Annotated in this window: 15 protein-coding genes; 4 read left to right on the top strand and 11 right to left on the bottom strand. The window is 65.8% G+C overall.

Going from position 1 to position 14,603, the window contains the following annotated elements; genetic code table 11:
* The first annotated feature begins 125 nt into the window (after positions 1-125).
* Positions 126-770 carry a hypothetical protein gene (locus A9O65_RS08085; RefSeq protein WP_064701831.1) on the top strand — a complete coding sequence of 215 codons (645 nt, stop codon included), beginning with the start codon at positions 126-128 and terminating at the stop codon, positions 768-770.
* Here the strand turns inward: A9O65_RS08085 and ruvX are convergent.
* From ruvX to A9O65_RS08120, 7 genes are all read right to left on the bottom strand, one after another.
* Positions 767-1,201 carry a Holliday junction resolvase RuvX gene (ruvX, locus tag A9O65_RS08090; RefSeq protein WP_064699874.1) on the bottom strand — a complete coding sequence of 145 codons (435 nt, stop codon included), beginning with the start codon at positions 1,199-1,201 and terminating at the stop codon, positions 767-769. The genes A9O65_RS08085 and ruvX overlap by 4 nt on opposite strands.
* Before the next feature lie 62 nt (positions 1,202-1,263).
* Positions 1,264-1,821, bottom strand: a complete 558-nt coding sequence (locus A9O65_RS08095) for a YqgE/AlgH family protein (RefSeq protein WP_064699875.1) — start codon at positions 1,819-1,821, stop codon at positions 1,264-1,266.
* 183 nt (positions 1,822-2,004) lie between these two features.
* Entirely contained in the window at positions 2,005-2,964 is a 960-nt protein-coding gene (gshB, locus tag A9O65_RS08100; RefSeq protein WP_064701832.1) for a glutathione synthase, read from the bottom strand.
* 204 nt (positions 2,965-3,168) lie between these two features.
* Positions 3,169-3,900: a CvfB family protein gene (locus tag A9O65_RS08105; protein WP_064701833.1), complete on the bottom strand. Its 732-nt coding sequence runs from the start codon at positions 3,898-3,900 to the stop codon at positions 3,169-3,171.
* Positions 3,901-3,954: 54 nt separating this feature from the next.
* Complete coding sequence (locus A9O65_RS08110) at positions 3,955-4,701, bottom strand: 16S rRNA (uracil(1498)-N(3))-methyltransferase (protein WP_074749313.1); 747 nt, start codon at positions 4,699-4,701, stop codon at positions 3,955-3,957.
* A 26-nt stretch (positions 4,702-4,727) separates the two neighbouring features.
* Complete coding sequence (gene secB / locus A9O65_RS08115) at positions 4,728-5,243, bottom strand: protein-export chaperone SecB (RefSeq protein ID WP_064699879.1); 516 nt, start codon at positions 5,241-5,243, stop codon at positions 4,728-4,730.
* A 47-nt stretch (positions 5,244-5,290) separates the two neighbouring features.
* On the bottom strand, positions 5,291-5,713 hold the full coding sequence (locus A9O65_RS08120) for a rhodanese-like domain-containing protein (protein ID WP_064699880.1): 423 nt from the start codon (positions 5,711-5,713) through the stop codon (positions 5,291-5,293).
* Positions 5,714-5,921: 208 nt separating this feature from the next.
* Between A9O65_RS08120 and gpmI the strand changes: the two genes are divergently transcribed.
* The 3 genes from gpmI (at position 5,922) to A9O65_RS08135 (ending at position 10,060) form a co-directional block, all read left to right on the top strand.
* Positions 5,922-7,496 (top strand): 2,3-bisphosphoglycerate-independent phosphoglycerate mutase, encoded by a 1,575-nt coding sequence (gpmI, locus tag A9O65_RS08125; RefSeq protein WP_064701834.1) that lies wholly within the window; start codon positions 5,922-5,924, stop codon positions 7,494-7,496.
* Complete coding sequence (locus tag A9O65_RS08130) at positions 7,493-8,650, top strand: murein hydrolase activator EnvC family protein (protein ID WP_342039355.1); 1,158 nt, start codon at positions 7,493-7,495, stop codon at positions 8,648-8,650. Before gpmI ends, A9O65_RS08130 begins: the two co-directional genes overlap by 4 nt.
* Before the next feature lie 114 nt (positions 8,651-8,764).
* Entirely contained in the window at positions 8,765-10,060 is a 1,296-nt protein-coding gene (locus A9O65_RS08135) for a S41 family peptidase (protein ID WP_064699882.1), read from the top strand.
* Positions 10,061-10,070: 10 nt separating this feature from the next.
* On the opposite strand, the gene A9O65_RS08140 is transcribed toward A9O65_RS08135, so the two are convergent.
* From A9O65_RS08140 to A9O65_RS08155, 4 genes are all read right to left on the bottom strand, one after another.
* Positions 10,071-11,303 (bottom strand): UbiH/UbiF/VisC/COQ6 family ubiquinone biosynthesis hydroxylase, encoded by a 1,233-nt coding sequence (locus A9O65_RS08140; protein ID WP_064701835.1) that lies wholly within the window; start codon positions 11,301-11,303, stop codon positions 10,071-10,073.
* Positions 11,304-11,336: 33 nt separating this feature from the next.
* Positions 11,337-12,560, bottom strand: a complete 1,224-nt coding sequence (ubiH, locus tag A9O65_RS08145; protein ID WP_064701836.1) for a 2-octaprenyl-6-methoxyphenyl hydroxylase — start codon at positions 12,558-12,560, stop codon at positions 11,337-11,339.
* A 65-nt stretch (positions 12,561-12,625) separates the two neighbouring features.
* Positions 12,626-13,963: an aminopeptidase P N-terminal domain-containing protein gene (locus A9O65_RS08150; protein WP_064701837.1), complete on the bottom strand. Its 1,338-nt coding sequence runs from the start codon at positions 13,961-13,963 to the stop codon at positions 12,626-12,628.
* A 35-nt stretch (positions 13,964-13,998) separates the two neighbouring features.
* A complete protein-coding gene (locus A9O65_RS08155; RefSeq protein ID WP_064699886.1) occupies positions 13,999-14,580 on the bottom strand; it encodes a UPF0149 family protein in 582 nt (193 codons plus the stop codon).
* Positions 14,581-14,603 lie beyond the last annotated feature (23 nt).

The raw sequence follows: 14,603 nt of genomic DNA on the forward strand, positions 1-14,603 counted from the left end.
AACTACCGGGCACTGAGGCAGGCCCGATCGGTGAGTTTCGCCTAAGCTGGCAGAAAGGCCGCCGACACGGAGCGGCGGCCTGAACGGTTTCAACGCGACAACCTGCGACAAGGAGAGGCGAGCCGATGAATCTACAACGCGCCTATATCCTGCTGGCGATCTTCTATACCGCACTACTCATCGTGGGCGTGATAGCCGTCGTGATGGGCAGCGGCACGACATTCTCGTTGGTCCAGCTGGCCATCGGCGTCGTGGCCGTCGCCGGGCTCTGGGGCTATTTCCTCGGTCGCCAGGTCATGAGCTGGCGCACCTGGCGTCCTTTCGCCGGCCTGCTCACCCTCAGCATCGTGGCGAACCTCTGGCTGTTGTTCACGACCTCTCCCTCCAGCGCTGAACTCACCTGGCTGCTGGCCAACATCATCTTCACCACACTGCCGACTCTGCTGTTGTTCCGCTACGGCAATCGCGATCAGGACGTCTGGGCGACACCAGGCGAGATCGAGGACGGCCGGACCTTGAGCGGGCTGCTCGAGCGACAGGGCGAGTTGAAGGTGGAAAAACGCGACACCGCGCGCCCCGCCACCGTCAATGTCCGCCGGGAGGGCGAGCATTATCGCGCCAGCGTGGTTCGTGGCCAGGGCGATGCGGAAGAGCGTTTCGAGGAGCGCTTCCAGCACCCCTCGACCCTCGCCTTTTTCATCGAGCGGTTTACCTGCATCGAGGTGGGAGATTTCGTGGCCAAGTACCGTGGCGGGTCGGATACGGCCTAGCGCGGCAGCCCCTCTCGGTCGGCCAGCCAACCTTCGAGGATCAACACCGCGGCCAGGCCATCGACGCCATCGTCGCGGTAATTGCCGCGATGCCCGGCGTCGCGGGCGATGGCCTTGGCCTCGCGGGTCGAGCCGCGCTCGTCGGCCATCTCGCAGGGAATGCCGTAGCGACCGAACAGGCGCTTGCCGAACTTGCGCGCCCGGGTGCTCATGTCGCTCTCGGTATCATCCATGTTCAGCGGCAGGCCAACCACGAAAAGATCCGGCCGCCACTCGTCGACCAGCCGGGCGACCTGCGCCCAGTCGGGAATGCCATCACGCGCCGGTAGTGGATCCAGTGCCCTGGCGCTGCGCGTCAGCTCGTTGCCCACCGCCACGCCGATGCGTCGGGTACCGAAATCGAAGCCCAGGATCAGGCGCTGGCTACTCATCGGCACCCTTCCCCAACGGACATGCTCCACGAACCCGCCGAGCGCAGACCGTTCCTTGCATATCAGCTATGCCCCGCCTCGCGGGTCATCAGGTTCAAGTCGACGCCGAGTATGCCGGCGCTGGCACCGAGCCGCTGCTCGGGTTCCACCTCGAAGAGGATATCGGCCCGACCTTCCACGGTAAGCCAGGCATTGTCCTTGAGCTCGGACTCGAGCTGGCCTGACTCCCAGCCTGCGCAGCCGAGACAGACCAGGAAGCGCTCGGGACCACGACCGGCAGCCAAGGCCTGCAGGATATCCATGGAGGTGGTCAGGGCGATGTCATCGGCCACCTGAAGACTCGAATCCCAAGCTTCGCTGCCTCCCTCGTGCAGGATGAAGCCGCGATCCTTGTGCGTCGGCCCACCGTAATAGACGGGCACGTTGCGATGCGGGCTGTCGCCGCCTTCGAGCTCGAGCTGTTCAAAGAGCGCATCGAGGGTCAGTTCCAGTGGTCGATTGACGATCACCCCCATGGTGCCCTTTTCGTCGTGATCGCACAGATAGCTCAGCGTGCCGGCGAAATTGGGATCTTCCAGGTGCGGCATTGCCATCAGGAAGTGGTTTTTCAAACTTTGCATGGGACTCCCCGGCGGACCTAGTGAACGCCGTAATGTTTACCTTCGCCGAATCGCCGGACGCGCGTGATGAACAGGCCCTCGCCATGCCCATGCCTGCCTCGCAGGGCCGACAGGGCACGGCCTCTCGAACGGTGTCCAGCGCCGCCTGGCCGAGTTCGGCATTTCCTGCCGATTGTACCACCTCTACCCGGTGAGACGCCGAGAGATGGCATCCATCAGCGAGCCGGCGATATCGGTGCCGCGCTGATCGTCGATCTCGCGCACACAGGTCGGACTGGTCACGTTGATCTCGGTGATGTAGTCGCCGATGACGTCGAGGCCGACGAACATCAACCCCTTTTCGCGGATCATCGGCTGCACCTGCTCGACCAGCCAGCGATCCCGGTCGGTAAGCTCGCGGCTGACGCCCCGGCCGCCGGCCGCCAGGTTGCCTCGTGTCTCGCCGGCCATGGGCACCCGCGCCAACCCATAGGGCACCGGCTCACCCTCCACCAGGAGAATGCGGGTGTCACCATCCTTGATTTCCGGCAGATAGCGCTGGGCCATGGCCTGGCGAGTGCCCCGCTCGGTCAGCGTCTCGATCACCGCCCCGAGATTGCGCCCCTCGGGGCCGACATGAAAGATCCCGCTGCCGCCCATGCCGTCCAGGGGCTTGAGGATGACGTCGCCATGCTCGGCGTGGAAAGCGCGGATCTCGGTGTCGCGGCAGGATACCAGGGTCGGTGCGCAGCACTGCGGGAACTGCTGGGCGAACAGTTTCTCGTTGCACTCCAGCAGGGCGCGGGTCGGATTGACCACCAGCACGCCTTCGCGTTCGGCGAAGCCGAGCAGATGCACGGCATCGAGGAAGCGACCGTCCACCGGCGGATCCTTGCGCATCAGCACCACGTCCAGCTCGGCGAGCGGCGCGACCCGGGACTCACCCAGCGCATACCAGCGCTCGGGATCGCGATACACCTCGAGTTCGCGCCAGCGGGCGTGGGCCCGGCCATCGCGCAGGAACAGGTCTTCCTGCTCCATGTAGTGCAGCGACCAGCCGCGATCCTGGGCGGCCCACAGCATCGCCAGACTGGTGTCCTTCTTGTAGCTGAGATCGGCGATGGGGTCCATCACCACGCCGACCTTGAGGGGACGATCGTTCATCGAGTCGAGTTCCGGAGTGAAGGGTCAATGTGGCCAGTATGCCGTATGGCCGGCAAGCGCACCAAGACGCTCGGGCTCAAGTAGTACGTAAAGCGCTGATCCGTCGACAGGCCTTTAAGGAGGCGCTGTAAACCCATCCATGGGCGCTACATTTGCCATCCATGGCAAATGACCTCCTTTACGGCCTGCCCCCGGCGCGCTTCGCTACGAGGCTCCGTGAGAGTCTTGGTTCCCGCCAGGCACCAGGCGGATACCCGTCGGCTCCAGGGTGACGATTCCCTGCTTGTAGAGACGGCCGATGGCCTGCTTGAAGGCATTCTTGCTGACGCCCAGCCGCGCCTTGATCTCGTCGGCCGGGCTCTTGTCGCCGAGCGGCAGATAGCCGCCACTCTCACGCAGCGCCTTGAGTACCGTCTCGCCGACTACATCGAGCCGCGCCGGACCGGGCGGCAGCAACGAGAGATCCAGGCGACCATCCTCACGCAGGCGCTTTACATAACCCTTGATCCGTTGCCCGCGGCGCAACGGCCGGGTCACGTCGTCACGATAGAGCAGCCCCCAGAACCGGCCGTCGACGACTGCCTTGTAGCCCAGATCGGTCTGCTCGGCGATGACCAGGTCCACGGCATCGCCGGCACCCAGCCCCTCCGCTACATCGGCGATATGGCGCTCCAGGCGCTGACTGGCCACCGGGCGGCCCTGGCGATCCTCGTGGATCATCACCAGCACGCGGCGGCCCACGATGGGACGAAAACGCTGTTCCCCGTAAGGCAGCAGGAGATCGCGGGCGTGTCCCCAGTCGAGGAAGGCCCCGGTCTCGTTGACCGTCACCACCGGCAGATAAGCCACATCGCCGACACTGGCCTTGGGCTCCCTGGCCCGGCGCATGGGCTCGCGACGCGAATGGCCAGCGCGACGCTCTCGATAATCGGACATGCGAGTCTTCCGGAAGGATGTATGAACATTATGAGGGCGGGACCGAGCCAGTGGCTACAAATCCCCGAAGCGGTTCTGCAGCAGGGACAAGGCGACGACCGGGGCGGTTTCGGTGCGCAGGATGCGCGGGCCGAGGGTCAAGGAGGCGAAGCCGGCATCCGCGGCAGCATCCACCTCGGCGGGGGAAAGGCCGCCTTCGGGGCCGATCAGCAAGGCCGCACGAACGGGGTCGTCATGCCGGTCGAGTTCTCCGGGCGTACCGGGATGCAGCACCAGGCACAGGGGCTCGTCACGCTCGGCCAGCCAGTCGGCCACGCTGCGAGGGGGATGCACCGGCGGCAAGGTGGCTCGACCGCACTGTTCGCAGGCACTGGCCGCAACCGCTTGCCAATGGGCCAGTTTCTTGGCCTCGCGCTCGCCCTTGAGACGCACGTCACCATGGTCAGTGTAAAGCGGTGTGATCTCGGCGACGCCCAGTTCCACGGCTTTCTGGATGGCGTAGTCCATGCGGTCGCCCTTGGAGATGGCCTGACCCAGGTGCACGGCCAGCGGCGATTCGCCACGTCCGGCCGCGACGCGTTCGATGCGAGCCACCACCTGCTTGCGACCGGCCTCGGTCAGGATCGCCTCGGCCTCACAGCCCTGACCATCGAAGATGATCACGGGCGCACCGGGCCCCAGGCGCAGAACTCGCGCCACATGGCGCGCCGCGCCATCAGGCAGAACCACGTCGCCGCCGGCCTGCAGCTCGGCGGCGACATGAATGCGAGGGGCCTTGCCCATCGAATGCTTGGCGCTCATCGCAACCAGCCTCTGACAGCCAACGGTTACTGCGTCGCCTGCTCGCCCTGCTCCTGGGCCTCGCGCTGCTTGCGCTGGGCGTAGATCGCCTCGAAGTTCACCGGCGCCAGCATCAGCGGGGGGAAGCCGCCACGGTTGACCAGGCTATCGACGCATTCACGAGCATAGGGGAACAGCACGTTGGGACAGAACGCTCCCAGGGTGTGATCGAGCTGTGCGCCCTCGAGGCCGCCGATGCGGAACATGCCGGCCTGCTCGACTTCGGCCAGGAAGGAAGTCGTGCCTTCCTCGCTGTGAGTCACCTGGGCGGTGACCTTGACCACCACTTCGTAGAGGTCCTCACCGATTTTCTGGTGGGTAGTGTCCAGGTCCAGGCCGACCTTGGGCTTGAACGGTTGCTGGAATACCGCCGGAGAGTTCGGCGCCTCGAAGGAGAGATCCTTGATGTAGATGCGCTGCAGGGCGAATTGTACCTGCGGCTTGTCCTGCTGGTCGGCGGCCTGGCCGTTGACGCCGCCACCCTGGTTGTTATCTTCCGCCATGGAAATGCGTCCTTTACGTTAAATGGAGAATAGGAGAAACCGGCGTATCACTTCTTGACCAGCGGCAGGCCGTCTGACTGCCACTGCGTCATGCCGCCCTTGAGCTTGAGCGCTCGCTCGAAGCCGGCCTTGGCCAGCTTGCCCTGGACGGCACCGGAACTCTGGCCGTGCTTGCAGACCACGATGACCGGCTTGTCCTTGAACTTGTCGAGCTCGCCGATACGGTCATCGATCCGGCTCTGGGGAATATTGCGCGCGCCGGCGATATGGCCTGCCTTGAAGTCCTTGGTCTCGCGGATATCGAGCACCACGGCGTCCTCACGATTGACCAGCTGGGTGGCCTCGCTGGTGGTCACGCCGTTGGCGCCGCTATTGCGGACCTCGTAGAGGGCCCAGGCGAGCAACACCAGCAGGAAGGCGCCCACCAGCAGCGGATGGTTCTGCACGAATTCGAACAGCTGATCGATCATGGCTTGGAGTAACTCTTCTTCGGGTGCACGGTGAACGGGCCGGCGACTGCCGGCGGCGTCCAGTATACATGATGCAGGCCCCGACCGAGGACGGCCAAAATGACGCCCGGTGGACCCGTGCGATATGATGCCGTATGCAGTGGCAAGTCGCGACCCCGCCGACGGCCCGGAGGCGTCGCGCCCCTCGCTTCTTCACTATGAGGCTCCCATGACCGATACATTGACCCCGACACCCCGCCCGGTGGCACTGATCATCCTCGACGGCTACGGCCACAACCCGGATGCCGCCCACAATGCGGTCCAGGCCGCGCGCACGCCGGTAATGGATCGTCTCTGGGCAGAGCGTCCTCACGCCCTGCTGCATACCGACGGACGCTACGTGGGCCTGCCCGACGGCCAGATGGGCAACTCGGAAGTCGGCCACATGAACCTCGGGGCCGGGCGCATCGTCTATCAGGACTTCACGCGCATCACCAAGGCCATCGAAGACAACGAGCTGGCCGACAACACCGTCCTGACCGACGCCATCGACGCCGCCGTGAGCGCCGGCAAGGCAGTCCATCTGCTGGGCCTGTTGTCGCCGGGTGGCGTGCACAGCCACGAAGACCACATCCTGGCCATGGCCGAACTGGCCGCCCAGCGCGGTGCCAAACGCATCTATCTGCACGGCTTCCTCGACGGTCGCGACACCGCGCCGAAGAGCGCCCTGGCCTCCATCGAGCGCGCCAACGCCAAGCTGGCCGAGCTGGTCGGCGCCGAAAACGGCTTCGTCGCCTCGCTGATCGGCCGCTATTTCGCCATGGACCGCGATAATCGCTGGGATCGTGTCGAGCAGGCCTACCGCCTGGTGACCGAGGGTCACGGCGCACATCAGGCATCCCGTGCCGAAGCCGGCCTGCAGGCCGCCTACGAGCGCGACGAGACCGACGAATTCGTCACCGCCACTGCCATTGCGCCGAACGGCACGCCGATCGCCATGGAAGACGGCGACGCTGCCCTGTTCATGAACTTCCGCGCCGACCGCGCCAGGGAATTGACCCGCGCCTTCGTCGAGGACGGTTTCGACGGATTCGAGCGCCAGGCCCGGCCCCGCCTGGCCAATGGCAGCCTGGTGACCATGACCCAGTACGCCGCTGACATCCCGGCGCCGGCCGCCTTCCCGCCGGCCGACCTGCCCAACACCCTGGGCGAGGTGATGGAGCAGCGCGATCTCACGCAACTGCGTATCGCCGAGACCGAGAAATACGCCCACGTCACCTTCTTCTTCTCCGGTGGTCGCGAAGCCGAGTTCAAGGGCGAGACCCGAATCCTGGTGCCCTCGCCCCAGGACGTGAAAACCTACGACGAGAAGCCCGAGATGAGCGCCGTGGAGGTCACCGATCGCCTGGTCGGCGCCATCGAATCCGACGATTTCGATCTGATCGTGTGCAACTACGCCAACGGCGACATGGTCGGCCATACCGGTGACTTCGATGCCGCCGTGGCCGCCATCGAAGCCGTGGATGCCTGCGTGGGTCGCGTGGTCGAGGCCATCGAGAAGGCCGGCGGCGCCTGCCTGATCACCGCCGACCACGGCAACGCCGAACAGATGGTGCACCCCGAAACCGGCGCGCCGCAGACCGCCCACACCACCTTCCAGGTGCCGCTGGTCTATGTCGGCGAGCGTCCGCTCCGCCTCCTCGACGATGGCAGCCTGTGCGACCTCGCGCCGACCCTGTTGGCAATGATGGATCAGCCGGTTCCCGAGGAGATGACCGGCCGGATTCTGATCGACACCCAGTGAGCAAGGCATTTCCGCGACGGGAAGGCGTGTGCCGCCTGCTACCCCTAGTGCTGTGGCTGGCCGTGACGCCAGCCATGGCCGTCACCGATGAGCGCGAAGCCCAGCAGCGCATCGACGCCATCGGTGAACGCATCCAGGAGGTCACCCGCGAGCTCGACGCCACCGGTCAGGCCCGGGACGAGGCCAGCGAAGCGCTGCGCGAGATCGAGACGTCACTGGCCGAGACGCACCGCCGCCTCGACGACATTCAGGCACAGCGACGCGCGCTGAACGACGAAGTCATCGAACTGGAGGAAGAGCGCAAGCGTCTGGAGGCCGAGCGCCAGGAACAACTCGCCGCCCTGGAGCAACAGGTCGATGCCCTTTATCGTCTCGGGCTGACCCCACAGCTCAAGCTGCTGCTCAACCAGGACGATCCGGGGCGACTGGACCGCCTGCAGACCTACCTCAATCGCCTTGCGGAAGCCCGCAATGCCCGGCTGGCGGAACTCGACAGGCTCGACACGGCACTGGACGACAACCAGCAAGCCCTGGACGAACGAGGGCAGCGCCTGGAACAACTGGCCGGTGAACTGGAAAAGCGCAGTGCCGAGCTGGCCAGCCAGGTGGACGAACGCGAGGCCCTGCTCGCCAAGCTGGACGAGCGCTACGCCACCAAGGAGGCACGGCTGTCCGCCCTCGATCAGGACAGGGCACATGCCGAGCAAGTCCTGCAGCAGGTGCAGGAGCGATTGGCCCGGCTCGAACGTCCACCGCCTTCCACTGCCATCAGCGAAACTCGGGGCGACCTTCCCTGGCCAGTCCAAGGCAAGGTGACCTCGACATTCCGGCAGGGGCGTGGCGTGCACCGCGATGGCATGCTGATCCGTGCGGCGGCCGGCACGCCGGTCGAGGCAGTGCATGCCGGCCGGGTCGTGTTCGCCGACTGGATGCGCGGCTTCGGTAACCTGCTGATCATCGACCACGGCGACGGCGTCATGACCCTGCACGCCCACTTGCAGCACTTCAGCGTCGAGGTTGGCGCGGCCGTCGACACGGGGCAGACCATCGGCGTGGTGGGCGCCAGCGGCGGACAGCCCTCGCCAGGGCTTTATTTCGAAGTACGACGCGCCGGAGACCCCATCGATCCCCAGAGCTGGGTCGCCCAGCGATAGTCCGGGAGACAAGCCCCGGGGAATGCCGAAACGACGGCGCCTCGCTTCAGTGTTTTCTTGGCCGCCATGCCCACGCTATGCTGGGCTTACTCTAATGGAACCGCGAGAGACCGCATGCCCTTACGCCCCGTTGGCCTTCCCACTCTTCGGCATCGCCTGGGCGCCACGCTGCTTCCCATCGCCCTGCTCGTCGCGCCGCTGCCCGCCGTTGCCGCTTCCGAGACGGATGATGACCTGCCGGTGGCCGAGATCCAGGCCTTTGCCGAGGTGTTCGAGCGCATCAAGCGCGCCTATGTCGAGGAAGTCGATGACGCCACCTTGCTGCGCAATGCCATGCGCGGCATGTTGAGCGAACTGGACCCTCACTCCACTTATCTCGATGCCAAGGCCTACGAGAGCCTGCGCGAAACCACCCAGGGCGAGTTCGGCGGCGTGGGTATCGAGGTGGGCAAGCGCGACGGCCAGCTCACCGTGATCACGCCGATCGACGACACCCCCGCTTCCCGATCCGGCCTCCAGGCTCAGGACTCCATCCTGCGCATCGACGACACCCCGACCGAAGGCCTGTCGCTGCAGGAAGCAGTCGAGCTGATGCGCGGCGACCCGGGCACCGAGATCCGCCTGACCATCATGCGTCAGGGCGAGGATGCACCACGCAACGTCACCCTGGAACGCGAGATCATTCGGACCCAGAGCGTGAAGAGCGACATCCTGGCACCGGGCTACGGCTACCTGCGGGTCAGCCAGTTCCAGACCCGCACCGGCGAACAGGTTACCGAGGCCCTGAACGACCTGACCGAGGACGGCCCGCTGCAGGGTCTCGTGCTGGATCTGCGCAACAATCCCGGCGGAGTGCTCCAGGCCGCCGTCGACGTGGCCGATGCCTTTCTGGAGGATGGCCAGATCGTCTACACCGAGGGCCGACTGGCCGACAGCGAACTGAGCTTCTATGCCAATCGGGTCACGACTGCTCCCGATGTGCCGCTGGTGGTGCTGATCAACGGTGGCAGCGCCTCGGCGGCAGAGATCGTCGCCGGCGCCCTGCAGGATCAGCGGCGCGGCGTCGTCATGGGCACCAAGAGCTTCGGCAAGGGATCGGTGCAGCAGATCATGCCGCTGGGCGAGGACGAAGCGCTCAAGCTGACCACCGCACGTTATTTCACACCGAGCGGTCGTTCCATCCAGGCACAAGGCATCGAACCTGATGTCGAGGTGGTGCGCGGGCGCCTTGAGGTCGCCAAGGACAATGGGCTGCAAGTTCGCGAAGCCGACCTGGAAGGCCACCTGACCGGCAACGGCGGGGGCACCCAGGGCGGTGAGTTCAATACCCGCCTGCGCGACGACTACCAGCTCGGCGAGGCCCTGAATCTGCTCAAGGCCTTGAACGTGCTGGACGAACGCAAACGCTGAGCCAGGCCGATCAGCGGCAGGTGGCGGGCAGGCGTCCTCTTTGCCCCGCCGCCTGCTGCATCAGCAACCGCTTGACGGGCCCTAGTCGATCGACACCCGAAAGCCCCAGGTTGCGCGCCAGCGTCAGGGCCGGATGGCGCGCCCCGAACAGTAGCCGGAAAGCATCCATCAAGCGCAGCATGGTGGCGTTGTCGCCCCGGCGGCGACGCGCATAACGCGCCAGCCAGGCCTCGTCGCCCAAGGCGATACCACGCCGTCGCGCCTCGAGCAATGTCTCGGCCAGCACTGCCACGTCCATCAGGCCAAGATTGGCTCCCTGACCCGCCAGGGGATGAATGCTGTGCGCGGCATCGCCCACCAAGGCCAGTCCTGGCAACGTATAGCGCTCGGCGTGACGCTGGGTAAGCGGCAGGCACACAGCACGATCGACCGGCGTCACCCGGCCCAGGCAAGCACCGATGCCGGCCTCCAGTTCCGCTCCCAGCGATTCCGGCGACAGCGCCGTCAGCCGCTCGGCTTCGCCCGGCGACGTCGACCAGACAATGGAACAATGTCGCTCATCGCCGTCCAGGGTCAGCGGCAGAAACGCCAGGGGACCGTCGGCCAGAAAGGCCTGTCGCGCCACGCCGCCATGGGGGAGCTCGGTGCGCACCGAGGTCACCAGCGCCTCCTGGCCGGTGTCATGCGACCGGGTCTCGATCCCGGCCATCTTCCGCAGGGGAGATCGCGCTCCATCGGCGGCCACCACCAGCGGGGCCTGGAGTCGCTCGCCATCTTCCAGATGCAGTACCGGGTCACCATGGCGCGTCTCGAGCCCGACGACCCGGGCAGAGAAGCGCCGCCGTACCGTCGGCAGCTCCGTCAGACACGCCTCCAGGGCCGACACCACGACGTCATTCTCGACGATGTGACCAAGGACCGGCAGGCCTGCCTGATCGGCGGAGAAGCTCACCTCACCGGTACCCTCACCGTCCCAGACCCGCATATGACAATAAGGCGTGACACGGCGCTCACGCATCATTGCCCAGGCGCCCAGCCCCTCCAGCAGGCGCTGGGAAACCGGAGTCAGCGCACTGACCCGAAGGTCGGCGGGACCGCGCCCCGCCGCCTCGGCATCCACGGGGCTCGGCCTGGCATCCAGCAGCGACACCGACATGCCGGCTCGTCCCAGCAAGCCTGCCAGCGTCGCGCCCACCATGCCGCCGCCGACGATGATCACATCGTTCTCCGTTTCACCCGCCATGTCGTCTTCCTGCCCCGATCCCGGTTGATGTCGTCATCGTTCCACGCCCATGGCCCGCCTGGCCAGCGTTCGACGCAATGGCCCGAGCAGGTTTAGCCCCACCAGACCGGCGGCCCGCGCCCGCGACAGCAACGGGTCATCGAAGCCGAACACCCGCACCAGGCCATCGCTGAAGCGGATCACGTTGTCGCGATCTCCACTGCGGCGCGCCTCGAAATCATTCAAGGTCGCGGCATCGCCCGGCGCATCGCCTCGCACCAGCCCTGCCTCGATGGCGGCCACCAGATCCATCACGCCCCGCAGGGCCAGATTGAATCCCTGCCCGGCCACCGGATGCAGGGCATGAGCCGCGTTGCCCATCACCGCCAGGCCCGGGCGCACCGTCTCGCTGGCGGTGACCAACGAGAGCGGATAGGCATGGCGCTCGCCGACACGCCGAAAACGCCCCGCCCGATCCCCGAAAGTGGCTTGCAGGTGTGCCAGGAAGTCAGCATCGGAGCGCGACAGGGCCTCTCGTTCACGGCCGGCGGCAAAGGTCCAGATCAACGCCATGCGCTGCCCGGTCATGGGCAGCAAGGCAATGGGGCCGGCGCTCGTGAAACGCTCATAGGCGATGCCCTCATGGGGGCGATCGAGCCCCACCGTGGTGACCACGGCGACTTGCTCATAAGGGCGCTCCCGACTCTCGATGCCGAGGCGCTCCTTGAGTCCCGAGCGACCACCATCGGCCATCACCGTCAGCCCAGCCTCGAGACAGGCGCCGTCGGAGAGCACCAGCCGATGACCGCCGGCCAGGGGATGAATGCCTTCCACCCGCGCCGGGCAGTGCCAGCCCAGGGGCAACTCGGCGAGCCGACGATGCAGAACACGCCCCACCCAAGCATTGGGAATCACATACCCCATGGCTTCATTGCCGAATTCCTCGGCACGCAATCGTGTCACGCCAAGCCGGCCCTGCTCGCTGACATGGATGCACCGAATCGGCGAGGCACGTTCGGCCATGCTCGACCACACGCCTAGGCGATCGAAGTGATGCGCCGTTCCCCGGGAAATGGCACTGGCCCGGGCATCGAAACTCGGCTGCCAGGGGGCATCCAGGCCATCGGGCAGGGGAGCTGCCTCGATCACGGCCACGGATAGCCCCCGATCACGCATCAATGGCGCCAGTGCCGCCCCCAGGCTGGCACCGACCAGGCCACCACCGATGATCGCGATATCCACGCGCCGCGGCCTCTCAGCCGAGGACGATTCGCTCATGCGCGACCCTCCGATATTTCGTAATGTACATTACATAAAGACTCGATCGACAAATCGCCGAGTGATCACTTTTCATCCATCAGGGCCTCGATATCAGCCACCTGCTTCGGCACCGCTCGCGTCAGCACTTCGCACCCCTCGGGTGTCACGGCCACATCGTCCTCGATGCGAATACCGATGCCGCGAAATGCTGCCGGCAGATCGTCGTTGTCCGGCAGGTAGAGGCCAGGCTCGATGGTGAGCACCATGCCCGGCAGCAGGGTTCGCGGTTCGCCATCCCGGCGATAGCTCCCCACATCGTGGACATCGAGCCCCAGCCAGTGAGAGGTGGCGTGAGGGTAGAAGCGGCGCGCGACGATCGCCTCGGGTGCCTCCTCGCCATCTTCGGCCAGAACTCCCAGAGCCGTGAGGCCGGCGGCGAGATCGCTCACCACGCCTCGATGGATCGCCGCGAGCGTGGCACCGGGACGCACGGCGTCGATGGCTCGTTCCTGGGCCGTCAGCACCACTTCGTACAATGCCCGCTGTGCCGACGTGAAGCGCCCGTTGACCGGAAAGGTCCGCGTGATGTCGCCGGCATAGAGATCGAATTCGGCACCGGCGTCGATCAGCACCAACTCCCCGTCACGCAGGGGATCCCGATTATCAATGTAGTGCAGTACGCCGGCATTGCGCCCGCCAGCGACGATACTGGCATAGGCCGGCCCGCTGCCGCCCCGCCAGCGGAACTCATGCTCCAGCTCGGCCTGGAGCTGGTATTCGGCGAGTCCCGGCCGGGAGACGCGCATCGCGCGCCGATGGGCATGGGCCGAAATCTCACCGGCATGACGCAGCAAGGCGAGCTCGCCTTCGCTCTTGATGAGGCGCTGCTCGTGCAACAGCGGCGCCACATCGGCAAAACCGAGAGGTGTCGGCGCATTCTGGCGCGGTCGGTCCACCAGTTCGGCACGCAACCGCTCCGCCAGGCGCAGCGCCGAACTGTTGCCCAAGGGCAGGTAGAGCGTGGCGTATCCCGCCAGCAGTTCGACCAGACGGGCATCACGCTCGGCATTCTCGAAGGCTTGATCGACGCCATGCACACGAACGGCACCCTCGGCGCCGAGACGCTGCCCCGTCCAGGTCTCCATGGCCGGGTCACGATCCTGGCAGAACAGCACGCATTCCCCTTCGGCGCGGCCGGGCAGCAACAGCAGCAGGGCATCCGGCTCGGGAAACCCTGTCAGGTAGTGAAAGTCGCTGTCCTGGCGGAAAGGAAATTCGCTGTCGCGGGAGCGCGTGACCAGAGAGGCCCCCGGCAACAGCACAGCGGCATCCGCCGGCACGTCATCCATGAGTCGGCGACGTCGACTCCTGTACTCATCCAGACGGATGGCGCGCGGGCGACACTCGGCTTCGATCGACATGGCAGCTCCTGGACACACCAAGATAAGGGTAAGAGTCAGTGGGTCGGGCCCGGCTCCTCGACCTGTTCCACCTGCGGCTTGCCGGGATGCTGCTCGGTATAGAGCAACATGGCAGCCATTCTGGCGTGCTCAGTCAGGGCAAACAGATCGTTCTCGTTTTCAGGGCTGTCATCGAGGTCAGTCTCGATATCCGTCAATCCGCTCAGATCGTCGATGGCTTCCCTGAGCGAATCCGACCAGTTCCTGCGCGGCTCGTCGCCGGCATCCCGCACCACCTCGAGGAAGCCCAGGGTCCATTCCTGGAGGCCCTGCGCACGCTCGGCCAGCGAAAACAGTTCATCGGGCAGCAGGGGTTCGTAGTTCATCTCCGCTGCGGACAAGGCCTCCAGCGTCTGGCGACGCCAGCCCAGGAGACGCTCGGCAGACGGCTCGTCTCTGGGCTGCTCGACGCCAAGGTTGAGGCAGACCATCTCCAGCCAGCCTTCGGCATCGAGATCGTGCAACGCCAGCGAGGCGCACAGGCGGCCGTCCAGGAAGGCCGGAGACTGCATGCTGCCATGCAGCAGGAAGGTGTCGGCGATGGTGGAAAAATCCTGGCGTTCGTTGATCAATGACATGACGCGATCCATGGTGGAGCCCC

The sequence above is a fragment of the Halomonas caseinilytica genome (genome assembly GCF_001662305.1).
Classification (GTDB): Bacteria; Pseudomonadota; Gammaproteobacteria; order Pseudomonadales; family Halomonadaceae; genus Halomonas; species Halomonas caseinilytica.